Below are 15593 nucleotides of genomic sequence, written 5' to 3'. Positions count from 1 at the left end.
ATACCACCGGCTCCTTGTTGGCGATTTGCAGACTTGAATCAACGACTCGGGCTATGTCGGCTGTTGGCCGACAGCCCGCGTAAGCCATCCTGCCCCACAGCAGCCATTCCCCCACAGACCGAACATATGACTCCGATCAACAGCCAAGGAGTCACAGATGGAAACCATCAACAAACGCGAAGCCTGGAACAAGGGAAAGCTCGTCGGCCAAAAGCCACCGCTCAAGCCCAAGGACATCTGGGCCATCCGCATCTTCCTCCAGAATGCCCATGCGGTCCGCGACCTTGCCATGTTCAATCTGGCCATCGACAGCAAGCTACGGGGCTGCGATCTCGTCAGCCTGCGGGTGCGCGACATTACCCACGGAAACCAGGTGCTATCCCGCGCCATGGTGGTTCAGCGAAAAACGCAGCGGCCAGTACAGTTCGAACTGACTGAACCGACGAGGGCAGCAGTGTCGGCCTGGCTGGAGAAATCGCATCTGCGAAGCGATCAGTTCCTGTTCCCGAGCAGGGTGGCTAGATCGCCTCATGTCTCGACACGCCAATATGCGCGGATAGTGCATCACTGGGCCGAAGCTGCCGGTCTTGATTCATCTGCCTACGGGACGCATTCCATGCGGAGAACGAAGGCGACCTTGATCTACAAGCGGACGAAAAACCTGCGGGCAGTTCAGCTGCTACTTGGTCATTCCAAGCTGGAAAGCACCGTTCGCTACCTCGGCATCGAGGTGGACGATGCCCTAGAGATTTCGGAGCAGACTGAAATCTAGCCAGTGTGTCGCGGCTGTGCGAGTACATTTTCCGTGCGGCCGCTTTTGGGCATCAGGGTGTACGCGGGCTGCCGGCCAGAAGCCGCCGGTCGAGGTGGCTATCCATTTTGAATAAGCAAGAGATATTCGGAGCCAGTTGAGTGGCCGGTATCTAGCCCAGCTTTGACGTTCACGACAGGGGGAGAGGGCCACTAATAAACGGTCGCTGGCGTAGCTCAACGGAATTCATAGCGCTGTCATCGAACAGAAATAATGGAACGGTATAAATCGTTTACATTGTTCAAAACAACTCATCGATAACCGTCGCCGCAAATATTTGACATGGACAAGGGATACAGCCAACCAGGAGCATGGGCCGTCATTTACTGTGCGGCCACCGGCAAATTTCTGATGGGGAAACGCTCTTCCAAGGTCAACAAAAGCGGGGCATGGAACCTGTTTGGCGGTCGTATCGATAGCGGCGAGCGCCCTCGGGAGGCACTGGTTCGTGAATTGGGTGAAGAGGCTGGCTTGAGCATCAAGCCACGTCACCTGGCCAAACTGCATACGCTCACCCGAAGGTTCAATTCAGGACAGAATGACCGGGATATGCATTACTTCGTGATTAAAGCCGAGCGGGAGTTTTCACCGCGCCTCAATCGCGAGCACAGCGACTTTCGCTGGTTTACGGCCAAGCAGTTGCCGTCCCGCTTTAACGGGCCAACCTCGATTGCCATCAAGAAGGGGTTGCTGGAGAAGGCGGCCAGCCACTGAAAGGCGGTGTTATCCTCCCGCCACTCAGGTGAAGAACTGAAACTAGGCTGCGGCAGCCACCAGCAACTTGTTGGTGGCCCGAAGTCGCTCCGCCATCAGTCGCATGACTTGAATGGCGAAATACGGCGTTTGTTGCACCAGGAACTGAAAACGCTTTTCGTCGACAGCGACGAACTCACAATCGGTCTTGGCAATCACGCTAGCCGAATGCGGTCCAGGCGACACCAAGCCCATCTCGCCGACGATGCTGCCATGCTCCAGCGTTTCGACGACACGGTTCTGAACAATGACCTCAGCGGTGCCGGTTTCAAGGACGTACATCTGGTTGCCCTCGTCGCCTTCCCGGAACAGCGCCTGCCCCGCCTGAATCGCAATCCTTACCGTATTGTGAGAGAAAATTTCGATGGGCATCATGACGCTTTATCTCCTGATAATTTTTGAAGTAATACTGGCGAACTGAACGGTCAGTGTCGGCTAACCAGCCAATTCAACAACGGGCGCCACTGGATGTCCACGGCCGTCGAATTCAAATCATTGTCAAAAATCGTGACCCCGGTGTCCGCTGCCTGCAGGTAGCGTTGCGATTGCGCAATGCATGTCACGACAGGCAGGTCAAACTCTTTAAGGAATTCCAGCAACTGAGCGTAGGCATGGGTGCGGACATCAACCCGCATCCCAACCACCCCAATATCCACTCGCTCCTTGCGAACGGCTTTGGTTGCGGCAAGTTCCTCAAAGAACTCACGGGTGGCCAGCATATCGAAACGCGACGAGGAAACCGGCACAACCACCTTGTCCACCTCATTCAAGACTTCTTTCAGACGTTTCCCATGCAAACCTGCAGGCGTATCCAGTATGGCGACGTTGCAGTGCTTGGGCGGCAGCTTGAATTCATCCGCGGAAATGTCCCAGTGCTTGATGGTGGCGAGGTTTTCAGGCCGAGCTTCCAGCCAATGCCGGCTGGATTGCTGCCGGTCGAGGTCTCCCAAATAGACAATCTCATCGTGCCGGGCAAACCAGCTCGCGATATGAACCGACAGGGTTGATTTGCCGCACCCACCTTTAGGATTGGCCACCATGATTTTACGCATCTGAATTGCTTTGCTTCCATTTAGTGTATAAAGTGTTTATATAGTTTATACCTTTGATGCCGCTTTAGGAGAGCAAAATGAGCAAGGAAGCCGCAGTCCAGCCCGCGAAAGACGAAGTCAAAGCAGCCGAAGTCGCTACCCCTGTCGTGGAAAAGAGTGAGCCGGTAACCGCCCAAACTGTGGCGTCTGAGCCCAAGAAACAAGTTGCCACGGCCGCTGCCGTTAAAAAAGTGACTGCCAAGCCCAAGGTCGAGAAAAAGGTCGTTGCCGCGAAGCCAGCCAAGAAGGAAGTGGCTGAAAAGCCGGCTCCCACTCCGGCAGCGAAGACGCCGGCCAAGCCGGTGAAGAAGGTTTCCGCGGCCGCCAAGGAAAAAGTAGCCGAAGCACCAAAGGCAGAAAAAGCCCCCAAGGTGAAGAAGCAAGCACCGAAGAAGCCGAAGCTAGTGCGCGACAGCTTCACCATTCCGGAAACCGACTACGCCCTGTTTGCCACGCTCAAGCAACGTGCGCTGACTGCTGGCGTCGAGGTGAAGAAGAGCGAAATTTTGCGTGCAGCCGTGCTGGTGCTGGCCAAGCTGGATGATGCTGAACTCGTCAAGGCGATTGGCCTGGTTGAACGCATCAAGACGGGGCGCCCGAAGAAATAAGTCCTCTGCTTCAATGGGGCGACTTTGTGTAAAAAAGTCGCTCTAGTGATTGCCGATGTTAGGTCAGCAGACGACTTTGTTTCGCCCCGAGGCTTTGGCCGTATAAAGCGCAGCATCCGCTCGTTTGAGCAGACTTTCGGTCGTCTCTTCTTGCTGATGCTGCGCGACACCAATGCTCACCGTAATGTGAGGTAATGCTGGAATCTGTATCTCGGCAACAAAAGCCCTTAAGCATTCTGCGAGATGAGCTGCGTTGCTAATGTCCGTTTGCGGCAGCAGGATGATGAATTCCTCCCCGCCCCAGCGACACACAGAGTCAGTCTCACGAACCCGGTTTTCAAGGGTTCTTGCCAACAAGACGAGCACCTCATCACCCTTGTCGTGACCAAACTGGTCATTGATATTCTTGAAATGGTCGGCATCCAGAATCAAGAGACTGTAGTCCACGTCATTGCGGCGCTTCTGCTGCCGGGCCTTGTCTAGCAAATCGAGAAAATGGCGGCGATTCCACAGGCCGGTCAACGGGTCGCGGGATGCCGCGAACTCGAGTTCATTCTTGAGGCGTTTCTGCTCAGTCACATCGTGAACAACGCACAGCATAAGCCGCTTGCCGTCCATCTCCAAAGGGCTGGCATAGGTCTGAACATCGCGTAGGCTGCCATTCGCAAGGCAATGAACGAAATTCAAGGGGCGGTGCCCCCCGGCAATTTGGCCACTTCGCTCATGATGGGCAGGACCTGTCGACCGAGCGCGTTGAGTTCCCAAGTATGTATGCGGCAAAAGCTTTCCCGGGTGTAGCCGTAAAATCGGCAAGCCGCCAGGTTAGCATCGACGATGAGGCCATCAGCCGCCGGGTCGATAAGGAGCATGGGCGCGCCATTCGAATGAAATAGCTGGTCGTAGAGACCGTGCTCAGCAAGCCCGGAAAGCCTAGAAACAGAAGCGGACGGCAAGCTAGCCAATATCCCTTCAACGAGGATTTGCTCGTTTTGCGGGCTCTGGTCAAGCAACGACAATTGGCAACTCAGCGGAACAGCCTCTCCATTTCGATGCAGCGTCCAGATTTCAACGATGGGCTCACAAGCGCGCAGTGCCGGCAGATAAGCGGCAAGGTGTTCTTCGGCGTAGGCGGAATGACTGCCGTGGCGCAGCTCGTGCAGGTCTGACTTTGCGGAAAGCTGTTCCGCAGCCTTGTTTGCAAAAACAACTTCATTTTCTCGGCCCTCGATAACCCACACTGGCGCTGTCAGCAAATCCAGGGCGCGATATTCGGGGCGCTGCGTGGCGGACGACTCAATCATTTATTCGACTTGCAGCTTGATGTCATGCTGCATGCGACGCCGGATTTCGCTCAGGCCCCGTCGCTCACATTCGGTACACCAAGGCTGACAGCGGCTCATGACTGACTCGGCAAGATGCAGGGCATTGGCTAACATCGCTTGTGCCTGCGGGGTATGCCATGCCGCAACGGCATCGCGGGTTTCTTGCGTGATGGCCGCTTGCGCTACCCAGTCCTGCAGTCTGGAGAGCGCCACATGGAAGTCGTTGATGAATCCGAATGCGTCCTGCAAGCCGGCAATCGCTTTGGCGTATTCCACCATCTCGTCGTTGTCGAACAGGGGCGCAAAAAACTCGCACGAGTAGCGCAGATGCTTCAGTGCGATGCGGAATCGATGGGCCCGCTCCGGCGTTGGCGCTTTGAGCGTCTTGGTCAGTCGTTTGACGGCATTGCGGTGCAAGCCTGCGAGTTGCTTTTCGGCGAACCGGGGCAGGCTCTTCGGGAAATCATCGGTACCCAGGTCTTGCAAGTCGCGTGCAAATAGAAGGACGGTGCCGCCATACTGGAGTTCTGCCAACTGCGCGACGGCTTCCCTCTTCGCCTCATCCAATGCGGCAAGTGCGGCTTTGGCATGCCAGGAAATTTGCGGGTCGTCGCTCTGCAACATCGGTTCCACGATGCCTGAACGCATCACGTCCAGGTCACGGACATCCCCGGTGATTTGTGACAGTGCTTTGACGCGTTTCGTCCATTGCGTCTGATAGTGTCCAGGCAAGGCCGGCTTGAAGACCTTGATGAGGCTATTGAGACGCCGCAGGGAAACCCGAAACTGATGCACGAATTCCTGGTCTGGCGAGGTCAGGGTGCCCAGAAGATTGGCTTGCCACATCTGCATGCCTTGGCTGGCCAGAAACTGGAAAGCTTCCGCCGAGTTCTGCTTGGCGCCGAGCGGGCTGGGAGAGGCTTTCTGGGGGCCTGAAACCTGGTTCAGGAATAACTGATAGCCGCGTTCAGCCTTGCTGGCATCATGAGGGACCAAAGGCAGGTGGGTGGCCAAGGCAGTTGCAAAATCGAGCAGGTCTTCCGGATTCCCCTGCGCCAGTTCGAGTTCCACTTCTGAAATCGGCAAGGAGCGGTCGCCTGAGGAAACTTGCCCGGTATCGACCATGACTAGGATGGCAATCTTCTTCGAAATATCGATGCGCCAGGTTCGCCGCTCGAACGCTGTCGTGAAAACGGGAACCAAACTCGCCTGCTGCTCCTCCAAAAAGGCCCGAGCCTTGCGGGCATCGACGGCGCTGAAATCAAACGCGCCCGTATAGGGGGTTTCCCACTCGGGGCGGGAGGATAGGCCAGCGACGGATTTGGCGGCGCATTTGACCGTTTGCAGTTGTTCCGTAGGCGTCGTGCGCAGACGCAGCGCAATGCGTTCTTGATGCAACGCCAAGTCGGGCGTGTCGTAGTAGGTGTTCTCAAGATGTTTGGCAGGGCCGGTTTCGACACCTGCGGTGATGAGGGGGTGAGTCTCGACGCGAGAGATAGCGTCGGGGGAGCAGTAGAGTTTCAGTTCAACTTCGGTGGCCATGGTGCTGCGCGTGGAGTCAGGATGCAGCGGAGTCTATCGAAAGCCATAATTCGGCTCTACCTTGCTGCACCAGATTTGTGAATGGCAGGCGTTCTGTGGAAACCACGGATTGGCTCCAAGGCTGAGAGACCGGTAGAATTTCCGAAAAAATAATAGCCAAAGCAAGAACAAGGCTGCCACTTTTGGTGGCGCGTCGTTGGCAAACATCACCTAGAGAGAGCAGCAAATGAACAATCAACAGACGTCGAATAACCCATCCCGTTCCACCATTTTTTCCGGACAACCGAAGCAGGAAGTGGCAGAGAAAACAGTGGCTCGTTTGCTAGACGACCAGGCAGCGATGGATGATTGGACGAAAAACATCGAAAAAATCCGCCAGAAGGAATCTGACGGCGCGACCAAGCATACTTCATAGAAGACTTACTACCTGTGGGCCTACCCAGGCCTATCGTAGGTAGGTTCATCTCAATTCCTATTCCAGTCATCTTCGGATGGGAATGGCCTCTTTGGGCCGGCGTAATGAGGTCGCCAACGGCCGCTTCATAGATTTCCAATTCGCATAAATTGGGGGCATCTCAGAATTCGGAAAAAACCGTACGCTAAGCGAGCAAGTGGCTACCAGAGATGCGATTGTGAAACACTTCGTCATTTATGGTATTGTGCTAATACTGGATTAGGCGTGCAGACTCCAAGCTCACAAAAGGGGGTAGCCATGATCGGCTCGATTGGTTCGTATTCCACAACCCAGGCAGGCGGCGCGGCGGCTTTCAAAGCGGCTTCGGCGACCGAGCGGGTTTCTGACGCTTCAGAAAATCAGGGCGCGTCAGGTACGCGAGGCGGCACACAGACGATTTCCACGCTGGCCCGACAACTGGCCGCAAGCTCCAGCCGCGCCGAAGAACGAGACAAGACGCTCACCCGCTCGGAATTGGCTGACAAGGCGAAAAGCATTCTGAATCACATAGTCGGTGATTCATACTATGCAAATAAAACACTGCACGACAGCGAGATTCCCAATACCAGTGACCCGGAATTACTGTCTAGAGCCAAGCAGGCAACGGCATTCGTTAATGATGCATCTAGAGGCGGCCACTCGATTAAAAACCCATTTTCCGGCCTATCGCGAGAACAGTTGTCAAACATTATTTACGACGAGAGCGGTACGTATACGGTGAATGAGCGTCACGCCGCTTGGCGAGAGTCTTACGATCAGGAAGAAGCGTGGCGAGAGAAAGTGGCAGCCCAAGCCATGGCCGAATACAACAGCACGGGGAAACTGACGAATTTCTTCAGTTCTGTACTTGATCACTTCAAGGAACTGCCTGCTATCGAGCAAGCACAATACCCAAAGGATTATGCCACTGATCTGCAGTCCAAGATTGATCTGGATTTTAACTACCGCACACACCGAGCAGAGGGCAAAGACAAAGACCCCATGAGCTTGATCGAGATGCTATTCGAGCAAAGCACGCAACAAACCAATGAACTTCCCCAAGAGCCGAAAAACACCACTGACTCACCAACCGTAAGGAGTAATCCATGAAATTGTTGCCAAAACTGCTTGCCGCCACCTCCATCTTCGCCGCCACAGCAGCAATTGCTGGGCCGCCCGTAACGGTGACTTTCAAGAACCAAGCTACCGCAGATGCAACTTATACCATTATCACCAGCAACGAGACCAGCACGTATGCGAATGCTTCGCCCAAGCCTGCGACAACCGTTAAGGCAGGGATCAACAATTCGTACACTGTCACCAGCCTGATCAGCCCGGACGTCAACTTTGCGAATGTCCGCTACAAAATCGGCTCCAAGGAGTGCGTATTCGGCACGACCTTCGTCAATGCGCTACAACCCGGCGGCTACAAAATCCCCCAATGGAACAAGACCGCGACGGGTAGCGGCGGGGCGATCTGCACCGCTACCATCACCTCGACCAACTTGACCACCTATGCATGGACGGTCGATTTCGTAATGAAATAGCGATTTGAGTATCCGAATGCCCGGCGATTTTTGCCGGTTTTTTTCGTTATTTATTTACGGTCGTTTCGTTTTCGCACAGGTTCTAGGTTCGAAGGGGCAGTTATGATCGGTTCCATTGGTTCGTACTCCACAGCCCAGATAGGCAACGCGGCGGCGTTCAAGGCGGCTTCGGCAACCGCCCCGATTTCCGACGCTACGGAAAGTCCGGGCACATCGGGCACTCAAGGTGGCTCACAGACGATTTCCACACTGGCCCGACAACTGGCCGCGAGCGCCAGCCGTGCCGAAGAGCGGGATAAGACACTTACCCGTTCGGAATTGGCGGACAAGGCAAAGACCGCTTTGAGCCAGATACAGGGTGATGCTTACTTCACCAACAAGGCCAAACACGACAGTGAAGTGCCTAGGACGAGCGACCCAGAATTATTGGCCAGAGCTAAACAGGCGACGGAGTATGTTAATAGTGCGGCTAGAGGTGGAACCTTAGAGAAAAATCCATTTGCCGGTTTATCACGAGAGCAATTGGCAAACATCGTTTATGACGATAGCGGGACTTATACAGTCAATGAACGAAGAGCGGCATCCTATGAAGCCGATCGTCAAGAAGAAGAATGGCGTGTAAAGGTCACAACCCAAGCCATGGCCGAATACAACAGCACGGGGAAACTGACGAATTTCTTCAGTTCTGTACTTGATCACTTCAAGGAACTGCCTGCTATCGAGCAAGCACAATACCCAAAGGATTATGCCACTGATCTGCAGTCCAAGATTGATCTGGATTTTAACTACCGCACACACCGAGCAGAGGGCAAAGACAAAGACCCCATGAGCTTGATCGAGATGCTATTCGAGCAAAGCACGCAACAAACCAATGAACTTCCCCAAGGGCCGAAAAACACCACTGACTCACCAACCGTAAGGAGTAATCCATGAAATTGTTGCCAAAACTGCTTGCCGCCACCTCCATCTTTGCCGCCACGGCCGCGATTGCGGGGCCACCTGTAACAGTGACCTTCAAGAACCAAGGGACCGCAAACGCGACCTACACCATCGTTACCAGCAACGAATCCAGTACGTATGCGAATGCCTCTCCCAAACCCGCTACGACTGTGCCGGCGGCGGCTAATAACGTCTACACCGTCACCAGCACGCTCAGCCCGGACGTGAACTTTGCAAACGTCCGCTACAAAATCGGCACCAAGGAATGCGTGTTCGGCACAACCTTCGTCAACGCGCTGCAACCCGGCGGTTACAAGATCCCGCAATGGAACAAAACCGCGACGGGCAGCGGTGGGGCAATTTGCACCGCTACCATTACCTCGACCAACTTGACCACCTATGCATGGACGGTCGATTTCGTAATGAAATAAACATTTTGTCCCTCCTCTGAAAATCCCGGTGATTATCGCCGGGCTTTTCCATTATGGCCTATTCATTGTTCTTACATATCCGGGCTTAAGGCCGAATACCTCCACACCTTCTGCGCTGACCCGTCCAGCTTTCACCGCAATCCGCTCCGCTGCAGCGCCCTCCATGTTGCGGTACTCCACGAACAGCTGATTGCCTTCTTTCAGGATCGCCTCGTGGGGTATGACAATAGCAGTGTCATTCTGATAAGTGATGATCGACAACTTGGCACTCATCCCCAACTTGAGGCGCTTCTGTTGCTCGGCGCTCAGCGCCGGCATGGCCACTATCACTTCATAGTTTGCCCCTGAGCCTGGTGAATCTATTGCAACGACTTGGGCGCCCACCGAGGCAACGTTTCCGCTCAGTGTAATGCCATCAAAGCCGTCGCCTGTGATTTCAACTAACTGGCCTTCCTGCACCAAGTTGATGTCAACCTCTTCCACCTTCGCAACAACCTTGAGTTGTTCCAGACTCGCCAGGCCAAAAAGTGGCTGCCCCCGGCTGACGCGAGCGCCGCGCTGTACGGGTTCTGCCGGTGATCTATCGGGTGCAACACCAGGCACGCGCATGATGATTCCAGCAAATGGCGCAACCAGTTCGCGCCGAACCTCCAATGCACGCAACGCCTCGTATCTTGCTGTGGCATTGGCGAGTTCCATTTCAGCAATTTGCCGATCCTCGCCACCTCCCTTTGCCAGTACCAACTTGAACTCTGCCTGCGCCGCAGTCAGATCTAGGCGCTGCGTGTTCGCCTGCTGCTCCAAGGCATCAACTTCCATGCGTGGCACGATGCCGCGTGCCAGTAAAGCACTGGTTTCAGCCAGTTTGCGTTCAGTATCGCCCAAGCTCATTTGGATGGTCGTCATGGCTCGGCGTGCCCGAGCCACTTCCTGACCTTGCGACCAATGCGCCAGGTCATGCACGGCACGCTTCGCTTTCAACAATCCGGCCAGCGCTTCACGTAACTGGATGTCCAATTGGGCGGTATCGAGTTGCAGCAGTACCTGCCCGCGTTCAACCCGATGGCCTTCCTCGATGATCTTTTCCTGGACGTTGCCATCAAACGGTGCCGTAAAGGTGACGAGGGATGCGGGCTCAAGACGCCCCACCAGCCCTAAGCGCAAAACCATGGGTTTTGATTCGATACGTAGCCACTGTGGCTCCGGCGCCTGAATCGACTCGTTGGCCTGGTACGCGACGACGGCGCCCCCCAGGGCCAGCAAGATGGCGCCGGCTAGAAGCCATGTCTTGAGCCGTGACCCAAGCAGGCGGTTTAGTTTAGTCATTGAGTGCAATATCCCAACTCTCCAAAGTCATCCCCAGTTTTTCGTCCAATAATGTCTGCGCATTCAGGTAGGCGATCAGTGCATTTAACTGAGCATTCTCTGCATTGCGCAGATCGGTCTCGAAACTTAGTACCTGGAAATTGCTGGAACGTCCTACTTTCAGCTTGTCGCGCTCGATTTCAAGCTTGCGCAACGACAGTTCTCGGGCACGCTGGGCGATTTCGTATTGACGCCAGCGCGTGCCCACGTCACGCACTGAATCGCCCACATCGCGCTCCGTCAATTGCTTCATTTCGGCGAGCCGGATGGCCTTGTCTTTAACATCGACCTCTGCCCGAATTTCGTTCTGACGCGGCCGCAAATCCCCAATAGGAATATTGAACTGAATCCCCGCGTACTTATCCCATTGCCGATCTAGGTTACTGATCTGGTCGCCAAAAACCTTGTCACGCAATTGGCTCGCCCCTCCGACCAAGGAAACATCCCACAGTCGTTGGTTCTTGGCTACCCGGAGGTTAATCGCCGCCTGTTCGCTCGAAATCAGTTGCATCAAATATTCCGGCTGATTTTCCAGCGCAATACGCAAAGCCTGGGCCACATTGAGGTCGACACGTTTGGCCCCCAAGGCGTCGCTCGCTCTAACCGGTGTATTCAGATCGAAGGCCAGGAGCCGCAGCAGCCCCCGCCGGCTGGCATCAAGGTGATTGGCAGCTTCTTCGACACCAAGCTCCTGAGTGGCTGCATCGGCCTCGGTTTGCACGATTTCGAACTCAGCCATGCGGCCTGCCGCGATCAAGGCTTTGTTCACTTCCATGAGTTGTTGCGAACGCGCCAGTGCATCACGCGCGATGCGCAGTTGCTCCTGGGCGCGCAGCAATTCCCGATAGGCCACCGCGATTTGGGTGACAGTTTGCGAAATGGTAGCTTTCAGACTGAGTCGATTGGCTTGCTCACCCAAACGTGCAAGGCGTACCGGAGCAGTGGTGACTTCTGGCCCGGCATCGCGCAACAGTGGCTGGATGATGGTAAAGGTCAGCCCGTTGCTCTGATAGCGGCCGGAACGATCAGTCTGGTTAATTCGGTTCGTCCATGACAAGCTGACTCGCGTACCCAATTCGGTCAGTAAGGTCGTGGTGGGGCTCACTTCGCTGGTGCGGTAGCGATCGTCTTGATTGCTACCGATGAGGGAACGCCCGGCTAACACCAACTTGGGCGTAAATTGATCTTCGGCTACTCGCAAATCGAATTTCTGTGCGACGCGCTGCAAGAATGCGCTACGAATGGCGCGGTTATCGCGCAGCCCAAGAAATACAGCGTCGGTCAAACTCAGATCGACCATCTGATCATTCAAGGATGCCGATAACTTGCCAGGCATCGTGGCTCGTGATGGCTCCAGCGTATCTGTGGTCCATGCCAAGTTGCACAGACCACTAAGCAAGGCGATGGCGACGAACTTTTGCTTATACATTTCGTAGCGCTTGGACGGGTTGTAGTCGGGCTGCGGAAATAGCTGGATACAGACCGAAAAAAAGCCCAATCAGTAACGAGCTGCCACATCCCAGAAGCAAGGATTCAGGGGCAAATGAGAATTGCCACCCCGAAACGTGCGTAAAAACATAGGCAACGACAAGCCCCAATATGCCCCCCAACACTGCTCCGATAATGGATAGAGTCCCGGCTTCCAGCAAAAACAAGTTACGAATATCGCGTGGGCGAGCCCCCAACGCCATACGAACGCCGATCTCTCGCCGCCGCTCTGAAACGTTCATCAACATGACATTCATTACACCTACCCCGCCTACCAAAAGGGAAATACCCCCCAAGCCAGCGAGTAGATAGGAAAACGTACTGGCCTGGCGCTTGAGTCCGTCAAGCAGGTGTTGCGGTATTTGTACCTCTACCTCGCGGCCATTCGCCCATCTGCTCAGGTAATTGCGTAAAGCCCTTGCCGTAGTGGGGAGTTCGGCCGTGGCGAGCACCTTGCCAACCACACTGCCAATTTCCGGGGTTGGCCGTAAGCGACGCATGCCGTCGATAGGTAGTATCACCGATTCGTCAATAGCCACCGGTATCAACGAACTTGTAGTTAAGCCTTCGGCAATACCGATGACCTGGAACAGATAGTTTTCGATCTGCAACAGGCCGCCGACTTGTAAAGAATTTCCCTTCGCACCGAGGTCGCGTGCGACGCGTGCCCCGACCACGACAAAGGTTTCACGATGATCAAAGTCGGAAAGGAAGCGGCCCTCTTGGATTTTCAGACCCAAGGCAGGGGCCAAGTCAGCGGAGGTGCCAACTAGAGTAGCTTCTGCTATTTGCCCATTTAGGCTTACACGCGCCGAATGTATTGTGATCGGTGCGACATGGGCGATGGCAGGCACGGCTTCTTTCAGTGCGTCCGCGTCCAGGGACAACGGAAGTAGGCGCTTGTTCTGTGGCGAATCTGGAAAAGTGACAATCAAGGTATCGGCGCCCAAGTCCTTGAAGGCACGAATCGATTCATCGGCCGCATTGCGGCCGATATTGAGCAGCGCGATGATCGACGCGCTGCCTACGACAATACCCAGCAGCGCCAGTAAGGATCGCCGTCCCAGCAGGCGTAGACTATGAATGGACTCGGTAAGCAATTGAAATGGCGAAGGGCCGTGATGTTGAACAAAGCGCCTATGCATATTTCCCCGCTTCCGGGATGAATGCCTCGTGCAAGCCCCCATCGAAGACTTCAATCTGTCGATCTAGCTGCTTCGCCACTGAGGCGTCGTGCGTCACCACCATCAGCGTAACGCCCTGCTCACGGTTAAGTTCCAGTAGCAAATCCATGACGCCGGCGGCGGTCGTGCTATCGAGGTTGCCGGTAGGTTCATCAGCCAAGATGATGGCTGGATTGCCGACCAGGGCGCGCGCTATTGCTACACGCTGGCACTGTCCGCCGGACAATTCTGCAGGTCGGTGCTCAGCATGGCCTGCCAGACCTACTCGTCGCATTTGGTCTAGTGCATACGCATGCGCTTCGTGATGCGACATTCCACGATATGTTAACGGCAAGGCCACATTGGCCAATGCGGTAAGGTGCGGCAACAAATTGAATGACTGAAAAACAAACCCGATCTCGCGATTGCGAATAGCCGCCAGTTCATCCACGCTTGCTGTCAGCATGTCTTGGTCGGCGAAGCGGAATTGACCTGATACCGGGCGATCAAGCAGCCCAAGAATATTAAGCAGCGTGCTCTTTCCCGACCCGGACGCTCCGAGAAGGGCGCACGTCGTGCCCCGCCAAAGAGTTAGGGAGATATTTTTCAATATGGGAATTACTCGCTCCCCAATACGGTAAGACTGGCTGATGCCTTCCAGCGTCATCAGGGCTTGCGCTTTACATTCTGGTGAACTGTTCATTGGGGAACCCAGGTCATCTCGGAAAACGGAGTAAAACGTGCATCACGCGCGCATCGAGGCTGGAATCCAGCGGTACAGGGTCGGCACCGACACACCAAGGTTTTTCGCCACATCCCGAGGCGGGATGCCGCTGGCCAGGAGTTTCTTGGCAGATTCGATTTTGCTGTCGGTCATTTGGCGTTTGCGACCGCCCTTGCGACCAAGCTGGCGAGCGACCTCCAGCCCGGCGCGGGTGCGTTCCACCGTCAGTTCCCGTTCCATTTCGGCCAAGCTAGCCATGACGTGGAAGAAGAACCGACCTGATGGGGTGCCGGTGTCGATGGCGTCGGTGAGGCTCTTGAACTGGACGCCTTGCCTATGCAGTTCGCTAACCAGATCGACCAGGTTCTTGACGCTGCGACCCAAGCGATCCAGCTTCCAGACAACAAGGGTGTCGCCCTCGCGCAGCAGTTCCAGCGCTTTGGTGAGTCCGGGCCGCTCGGCTCGGCTACCGCTGATCTTGTCGTCGAAGACCTTCTTGCAGCCCGCTTTGGTCAAGGCTTCGAGTTGAAGATCAAGGTTCTGATCCTGAGTCGAGACCCGTGCATAGCCGATCAGCATGACTTGGCACACACAGGGTCGTTTCGATTGTCGGCATCTGCATCCCGGCGCACAGCGGGCAGTTGCTTCAGCAGCTCCGACAATGCCGTTTGCACCGTCTCCCACCCCACATCAAGGTTGATGTCGAAATATCCGTGGGCGATGCGGTTGCGCATACCGCGCATGCTGCGCCACGGCACTTCGGGGTGAGCCTGGGTGAACTCGGCGTAGCTGTCCATTACCTTTGTGGCGGCCTCGCCGATGATGATTAGACTCATGATGACGGCCTGCTGGGTGCGCTTGTCAGTCAAGAAGTCGTCTTTGGCCAGACCCTCCACGAAGGCGCTGGCATCGGTCGCGGCCTGCTGCATGTGGTCGAGGTAGTCAGGAAGGCGGTTCTCGTTCATAGCGGCTGCGCCTCCGCGAGTACATTGGCCCGGAATTTCGGCGGCAAATCGGCAGGGGTCAGCAGATCGACGTGAATACCAAGCAGCGATTCCAGTTCGTCTTGCAGTCCGCCCAGGTCGAACAACGTCGCGCCAGGCAACGCATCGACCAGCAAATCGAGGTCGCTGCCATCCCGGTCTGTGCCATGCAGCACCGAACCGAAGACGCGCGGGTTCGCTGTTCGGAAGTGGCTCACCGCTTCGCGCACCGCGCTTCGCTTCATGTCAAGCACAACGGACGGTCGCATGGGCATCCTTTCTTATCGAAACTCGTTGAAATGATATGCGGATAAGAATAGAGTTTCAAGAACTATTTTTGAGAATTGCAATGCCTTGATTTCCCATGCCACGCCAGTTTCCTTGGCTGGCTGA

20 protein-coding genes are annotated in these 15593 nt (G+C 55.3%); 8 read left to right on the top strand and 12 right to left on the bottom strand.

Going from position 1 to position 15593, the window contains the following annotated elements; translation table 11 throughout:
• The first annotated feature begins 157 nt into the window (after positions 1 to 157).
• A complete protein-coding gene (locus ACLIIZ_RS06590; protein WP_416691314.1) occupies positions 158 to 772 on the top strand; it encodes a tyrosine-type recombinase/integrase in 615 nt (204 codons plus the stop codon).
• 321 nt (positions 773 to 1093) lie between these two features.
• On the top strand, positions 1094 to 1525 hold the full coding sequence (locus ACLIIZ_RS06585) for an NUDIX hydrolase (protein ID WP_416691313.1): 432 nt from the start codon (positions 1094 to 1096) through the stop codon (positions 1523 to 1525).
• Between the two features lie 42 nt (positions 1526 to 1567).
• Here ACLIIZ_RS06585 and ACLIIZ_RS06580 read toward each other — a convergent pair whose 3' ends face one another.
• On the bottom strand, positions 1568 to 1939 hold the full coding sequence (locus ACLIIZ_RS06580; protein WP_416691312.1) for a Crp/Fnr family transcriptional regulator: 372 nt from the start codon (positions 1937 to 1939) through the stop codon (positions 1568 to 1570).
• A 50-nt stretch (positions 1940 to 1989) separates the two neighbouring features.
• The gene (locus ACLIIZ_RS06575; protein ID WP_416691311.1) at positions 1990 to 2616 is read right to left on the bottom strand and encodes a ParA family protein; all 627 of its coding nucleotides are present in this window, start codon (positions 2614 to 2616) and stop codon (positions 1990 to 1992) included.
• A gap of 77 nt (positions 2617 to 2693) precedes the next feature.
• On the opposite strand from ACLIIZ_RS06575, the gene ACLIIZ_RS06570 reads away from it, so the two are divergent.
• Positions 2694 to 3263: a hypothetical protein gene (locus ACLIIZ_RS06570; RefSeq protein WP_416691310.1), complete on the top strand. Its 570-nt coding sequence runs from the start codon at positions 2694 to 2696 to the stop codon at positions 3261 to 3263.
• Positions 3264 to 3326: 63 nt separating this feature from the next.
• Here ACLIIZ_RS06570 and ACLIIZ_RS06565 read toward each other — a convergent pair whose 3' ends face one another.
• From ACLIIZ_RS06565 to ACLIIZ_RS06555, 3 genes are read right to left on the bottom strand one after another with little or no spacing between them, the layout of a single operon-like run.
• The gene (locus tag ACLIIZ_RS06565) at positions 3327 to 3950 is read right to left on the bottom strand and encodes a GGDEF domain-containing protein (protein ID WP_416691309.1); all 624 of its coding nucleotides are present in this window, start codon (positions 3948 to 3950) and stop codon (positions 3327 to 3329) included.
• Positions 3947 to 4564, bottom strand: a complete 618-nt coding sequence (locus tag ACLIIZ_RS06560; RefSeq protein ID WP_416691308.1) for a PAS domain-containing protein — start codon at positions 4562 to 4564, stop codon at positions 3947 to 3949. Before ACLIIZ_RS06560 ends, ACLIIZ_RS06565 begins: the two co-directional genes overlap by 4 nt.
• Complete coding sequence (locus tag ACLIIZ_RS06555) at positions 4565 to 6127, bottom strand: CYTH and CHAD domain-containing protein (RefSeq protein WP_416691307.1); 1563 nt, start codon at positions 6125 to 6127, stop codon at positions 4565 to 4567.
• 226 nt (positions 6128 to 6353) lie between these two features.
• Here ACLIIZ_RS06555 and ACLIIZ_RS06550 point away from each other — a divergent pair, with 226 nt between their 5' ends.
• From ACLIIZ_RS06550 to ACLIIZ_RS06530, 5 genes are all read left to right on the top strand, one after another.
• Positions 6354 to 6542 (top strand): hypothetical protein, encoded by a 189-nt coding sequence (locus ACLIIZ_RS06550; protein ID WP_416691306.1) that lies wholly within the window; start codon positions 6354 to 6356, stop codon positions 6540 to 6542.
• 297 nt (positions 6543 to 6839) lie between these two features.
• Positions 6840 to 7670 (top strand): hypothetical protein, encoded by an 831-nt coding sequence (locus tag ACLIIZ_RS06545; protein WP_272804092.1) that lies wholly within the window; start codon positions 6840 to 6842, stop codon positions 7668 to 7670.
• Positions 7667 to 8107 (top strand): hypothetical protein, encoded by a 441-nt coding sequence (locus ACLIIZ_RS06540; RefSeq protein ID WP_374326481.1) that lies wholly within the window; start codon positions 7667 to 7669, stop codon positions 8105 to 8107. The genes ACLIIZ_RS06545 and ACLIIZ_RS06540 overlap by 4 nt, the downstream gene beginning before the upstream one ends.
• A gap of 102 nt (positions 8108 to 8209) precedes the next feature.
• Positions 8210 to 9040: a hypothetical protein gene (locus ACLIIZ_RS06535; RefSeq protein WP_223916842.1), complete on the top strand. Its 831-nt coding sequence runs from the start codon at positions 8210 to 8212 to the stop codon at positions 9038 to 9040.
• Complete coding sequence (locus ACLIIZ_RS06530; protein ID WP_374326482.1) at positions 9037 to 9477, top strand: hypothetical protein; 441 nt, start codon at positions 9037 to 9039, stop codon at positions 9475 to 9477. Before ACLIIZ_RS06535 ends, ACLIIZ_RS06530 begins: the two co-directional genes overlap by 4 nt.
• 51 nt (positions 9478 to 9528) lie before the next feature.
• Here ACLIIZ_RS06530 and ACLIIZ_RS06525 read toward each other — a convergent pair whose 3' ends face one another.
• From ACLIIZ_RS06525 to ACLIIZ_RS06495, 7 genes are all read right to left on the bottom strand, one after another.
• A complete protein-coding gene (locus ACLIIZ_RS06525) occupies positions 9529 to 10803 on the bottom strand; it encodes an efflux RND transporter periplasmic adaptor subunit (protein ID WP_374326483.1) in 1275 nt (424 codons plus the stop codon).
• Positions 10796 to 12271 (bottom strand): TolC family protein, encoded by a 1476-nt coding sequence (locus tag ACLIIZ_RS06520; protein ID WP_374326484.1) that lies wholly within the window; start codon positions 12269 to 12271, stop codon positions 10796 to 10798. Before ACLIIZ_RS06520 ends, ACLIIZ_RS06525 begins: the two co-directional genes overlap by 8 nt.
• Positions 12264 to 13475: an ABC transporter permease gene (locus tag ACLIIZ_RS06515; RefSeq protein WP_374326485.1), complete on the bottom strand. Its 1212-nt coding sequence runs from the start codon at positions 13473 to 13475 to the stop codon at positions 12264 to 12266. Before ACLIIZ_RS06515 ends, ACLIIZ_RS06520 begins: the two co-directional genes overlap by 8 nt.
• A complete protein-coding gene (locus ACLIIZ_RS06510) occupies positions 13468 to 14160 on the bottom strand; it encodes an ABC transporter ATP-binding protein (RefSeq protein WP_374326486.1) in 693 nt (230 codons plus the stop codon). Before ACLIIZ_RS06510 ends, ACLIIZ_RS06515 begins: the two co-directional genes overlap by 8 nt.
• Before the next feature lie 78 nt (positions 14161 to 14238).
• The gene (locus ACLIIZ_RS06505) at positions 14239 to 14796 is read right to left on the bottom strand and encodes a recombinase family protein (protein WP_374326487.1); all 558 of its coding nucleotides are present in this window, start codon (positions 14794 to 14796) and stop codon (positions 14239 to 14241) included.
• Positions 14790 to 15182 (bottom strand): HepT-like ribonuclease domain-containing protein, encoded by a 393-nt coding sequence (locus ACLIIZ_RS06500; RefSeq protein WP_374326488.1) that lies wholly within the window; start codon positions 15180 to 15182, stop codon positions 14790 to 14792. The genes ACLIIZ_RS06505 and ACLIIZ_RS06500 overlap by 7 nt, the downstream gene beginning before the upstream one ends.
• Positions 15179 to 15445, bottom strand: coding sequence for a nucleotidyltransferase family protein (locus ACLIIZ_RS06495; protein ID WP_465221439.1), 267 nt, complete (start codon positions 15443 to 15445; stop codon positions 15179 to 15181). The genes ACLIIZ_RS06500 and ACLIIZ_RS06495 overlap by 4 nt, the downstream gene beginning before the upstream one ends.
• Positions 15446 to 15593: the final 148 nt, after the last annotated feature.

This window comes from Azonexus caeni (genome assembly GCF_048146105.1).
Taxonomy (GTDB): domain Bacteria; phylum Pseudomonadota; class Gammaproteobacteria; order Burkholderiales; family Rhodocyclaceae; genus Azonexus; species Azonexus aromaticus_B.
Note: the sequence above shows the minus strand (reverse complement) of the source record. Positions and strands in the feature narration are given on the sequence as shown.

What these genes read in the sequence shown, in the direction of transcription:
- ACLIIZ_RS06590 (WP_416691314.1), top strand. Translation starts at nt 158, where the DNA reads ATGGAAACCATCAACAAACGCGAAGCCTGGAACAAGGGAAAGCTCGTC.
- ACLIIZ_RS06585 (WP_416691313.1), top strand. Translation starts at nt 1,094, where the DNA reads ATGGACAAGGGATACAGCCAACCAGGAGCATGGGCCGTCATTTACTGT.
- ACLIIZ_RS06580 (WP_416691312.1), bottom strand. Translation starts at nt 1,939, where the DNA reads ATGATGCCCATCGAAATTTTCTCTCACAATACGGTAAGGATTGCGATT.
- ACLIIZ_RS06575 (WP_416691311.1), bottom strand. Translation starts at nt 2,616, where the DNA reads ATGCGTAAAATCATGGTGGCCAATCCTAAAGGTGGGTGCGGCAAATCA.
- ACLIIZ_RS06570 (WP_416691310.1), top strand. Translation starts at nt 2,694, where the DNA reads ATGAGCAAGGAAGCCGCAGTCCAGCCCGCGAAAGACGAAGTCAAAGCA.
- ACLIIZ_RS06560 (WP_416691308.1), bottom strand. Translation starts at nt 4,564, where the DNA reads ATGATTGAGTCGTCCGCCACGCAGCGCCCCGAATATCGCGCCCTGGAT.
- ACLIIZ_RS06555 (WP_416691307.1), bottom strand. Translation starts at nt 6,127, where the DNA reads ATGGCCACCGAAGTTGAACTGAAACTCTACTGCTCCCCCGACGCTATC.
- ACLIIZ_RS06550 (WP_416691306.1), top strand. Translation starts at nt 6,354, where the DNA reads ATGAACAATCAACAGACGTCGAATAACCCATCCCGTTCCACCATTTTT.
- ACLIIZ_RS06545 (WP_272804092.1), top strand. Translation starts at nt 6,840, where the DNA reads ATGATCGGCTCGATTGGTTCGTATTCCACAACCCAGGCAGGCGGCGCG.
- ACLIIZ_RS06540 (WP_374326481.1), top strand. Translation starts at nt 7,667, where the DNA reads ATGAAATTGTTGCCAAAACTGCTTGCCGCCACCTCCATCTTCGCCGCC.
- ACLIIZ_RS06535 (WP_223916842.1), top strand. Translation starts at nt 8,210, where the DNA reads ATGATCGGTTCCATTGGTTCGTACTCCACAGCCCAGATAGGCAACGCG.
- ACLIIZ_RS06530 (WP_374326482.1), top strand. Translation starts at nt 9,037, where the DNA reads ATGAAATTGTTGCCAAAACTGCTTGCCGCCACCTCCATCTTTGCCGCC.
- ACLIIZ_RS06525 (WP_374326483.1), bottom strand. Translation starts at nt 10,803, where the DNA reads ATGACTAAACTAAACCGCCTGCTTGGGTCACGGCTCAAGACATGGCTT.
- ACLIIZ_RS06520 (WP_374326484.1), bottom strand. Translation starts at nt 12,271, where the DNA reads ATGTATAAGCAAAAGTTCGTCGCCATCGCCTTGCTTAGTGGTCTGTGC.
- ACLIIZ_RS06515 (WP_374326485.1), bottom strand. Translation starts at nt 13,475, where the DNA reads ATGCATAGGCGCTTTGTTCAACATCACGGCCCTTCGCCATTTCAATTG.
- ACLIIZ_RS06510 (WP_374326486.1), bottom strand. Translation starts at nt 14,160, where the DNA reads ATGACGCTGGAAGGCATCAGCCAGTCTTACCGTATTGGGGAGCGAGTA.
- ACLIIZ_RS06505 (WP_374326487.1), bottom strand. Translation starts at nt 14,796, where the DNA reads ATGCTGATCGGCTATGCACGGGTCTCGACTCAGGATCAGAACCTTGAT.
- ACLIIZ_RS06500 (WP_374326488.1), bottom strand. Translation starts at nt 15,182, where the DNA reads ATGAACGAGAACCGCCTTCCTGACTACCTCGACCACATGCAGCAGGCC.
- ACLIIZ_RS06495 (WP_465221439.1), bottom strand. Translation starts at nt 15,445, where the DNA reads ATGAAGCGAAGCGCGGTGCGCGAAGCGGTGAGCCACTTCCGAACAGCG.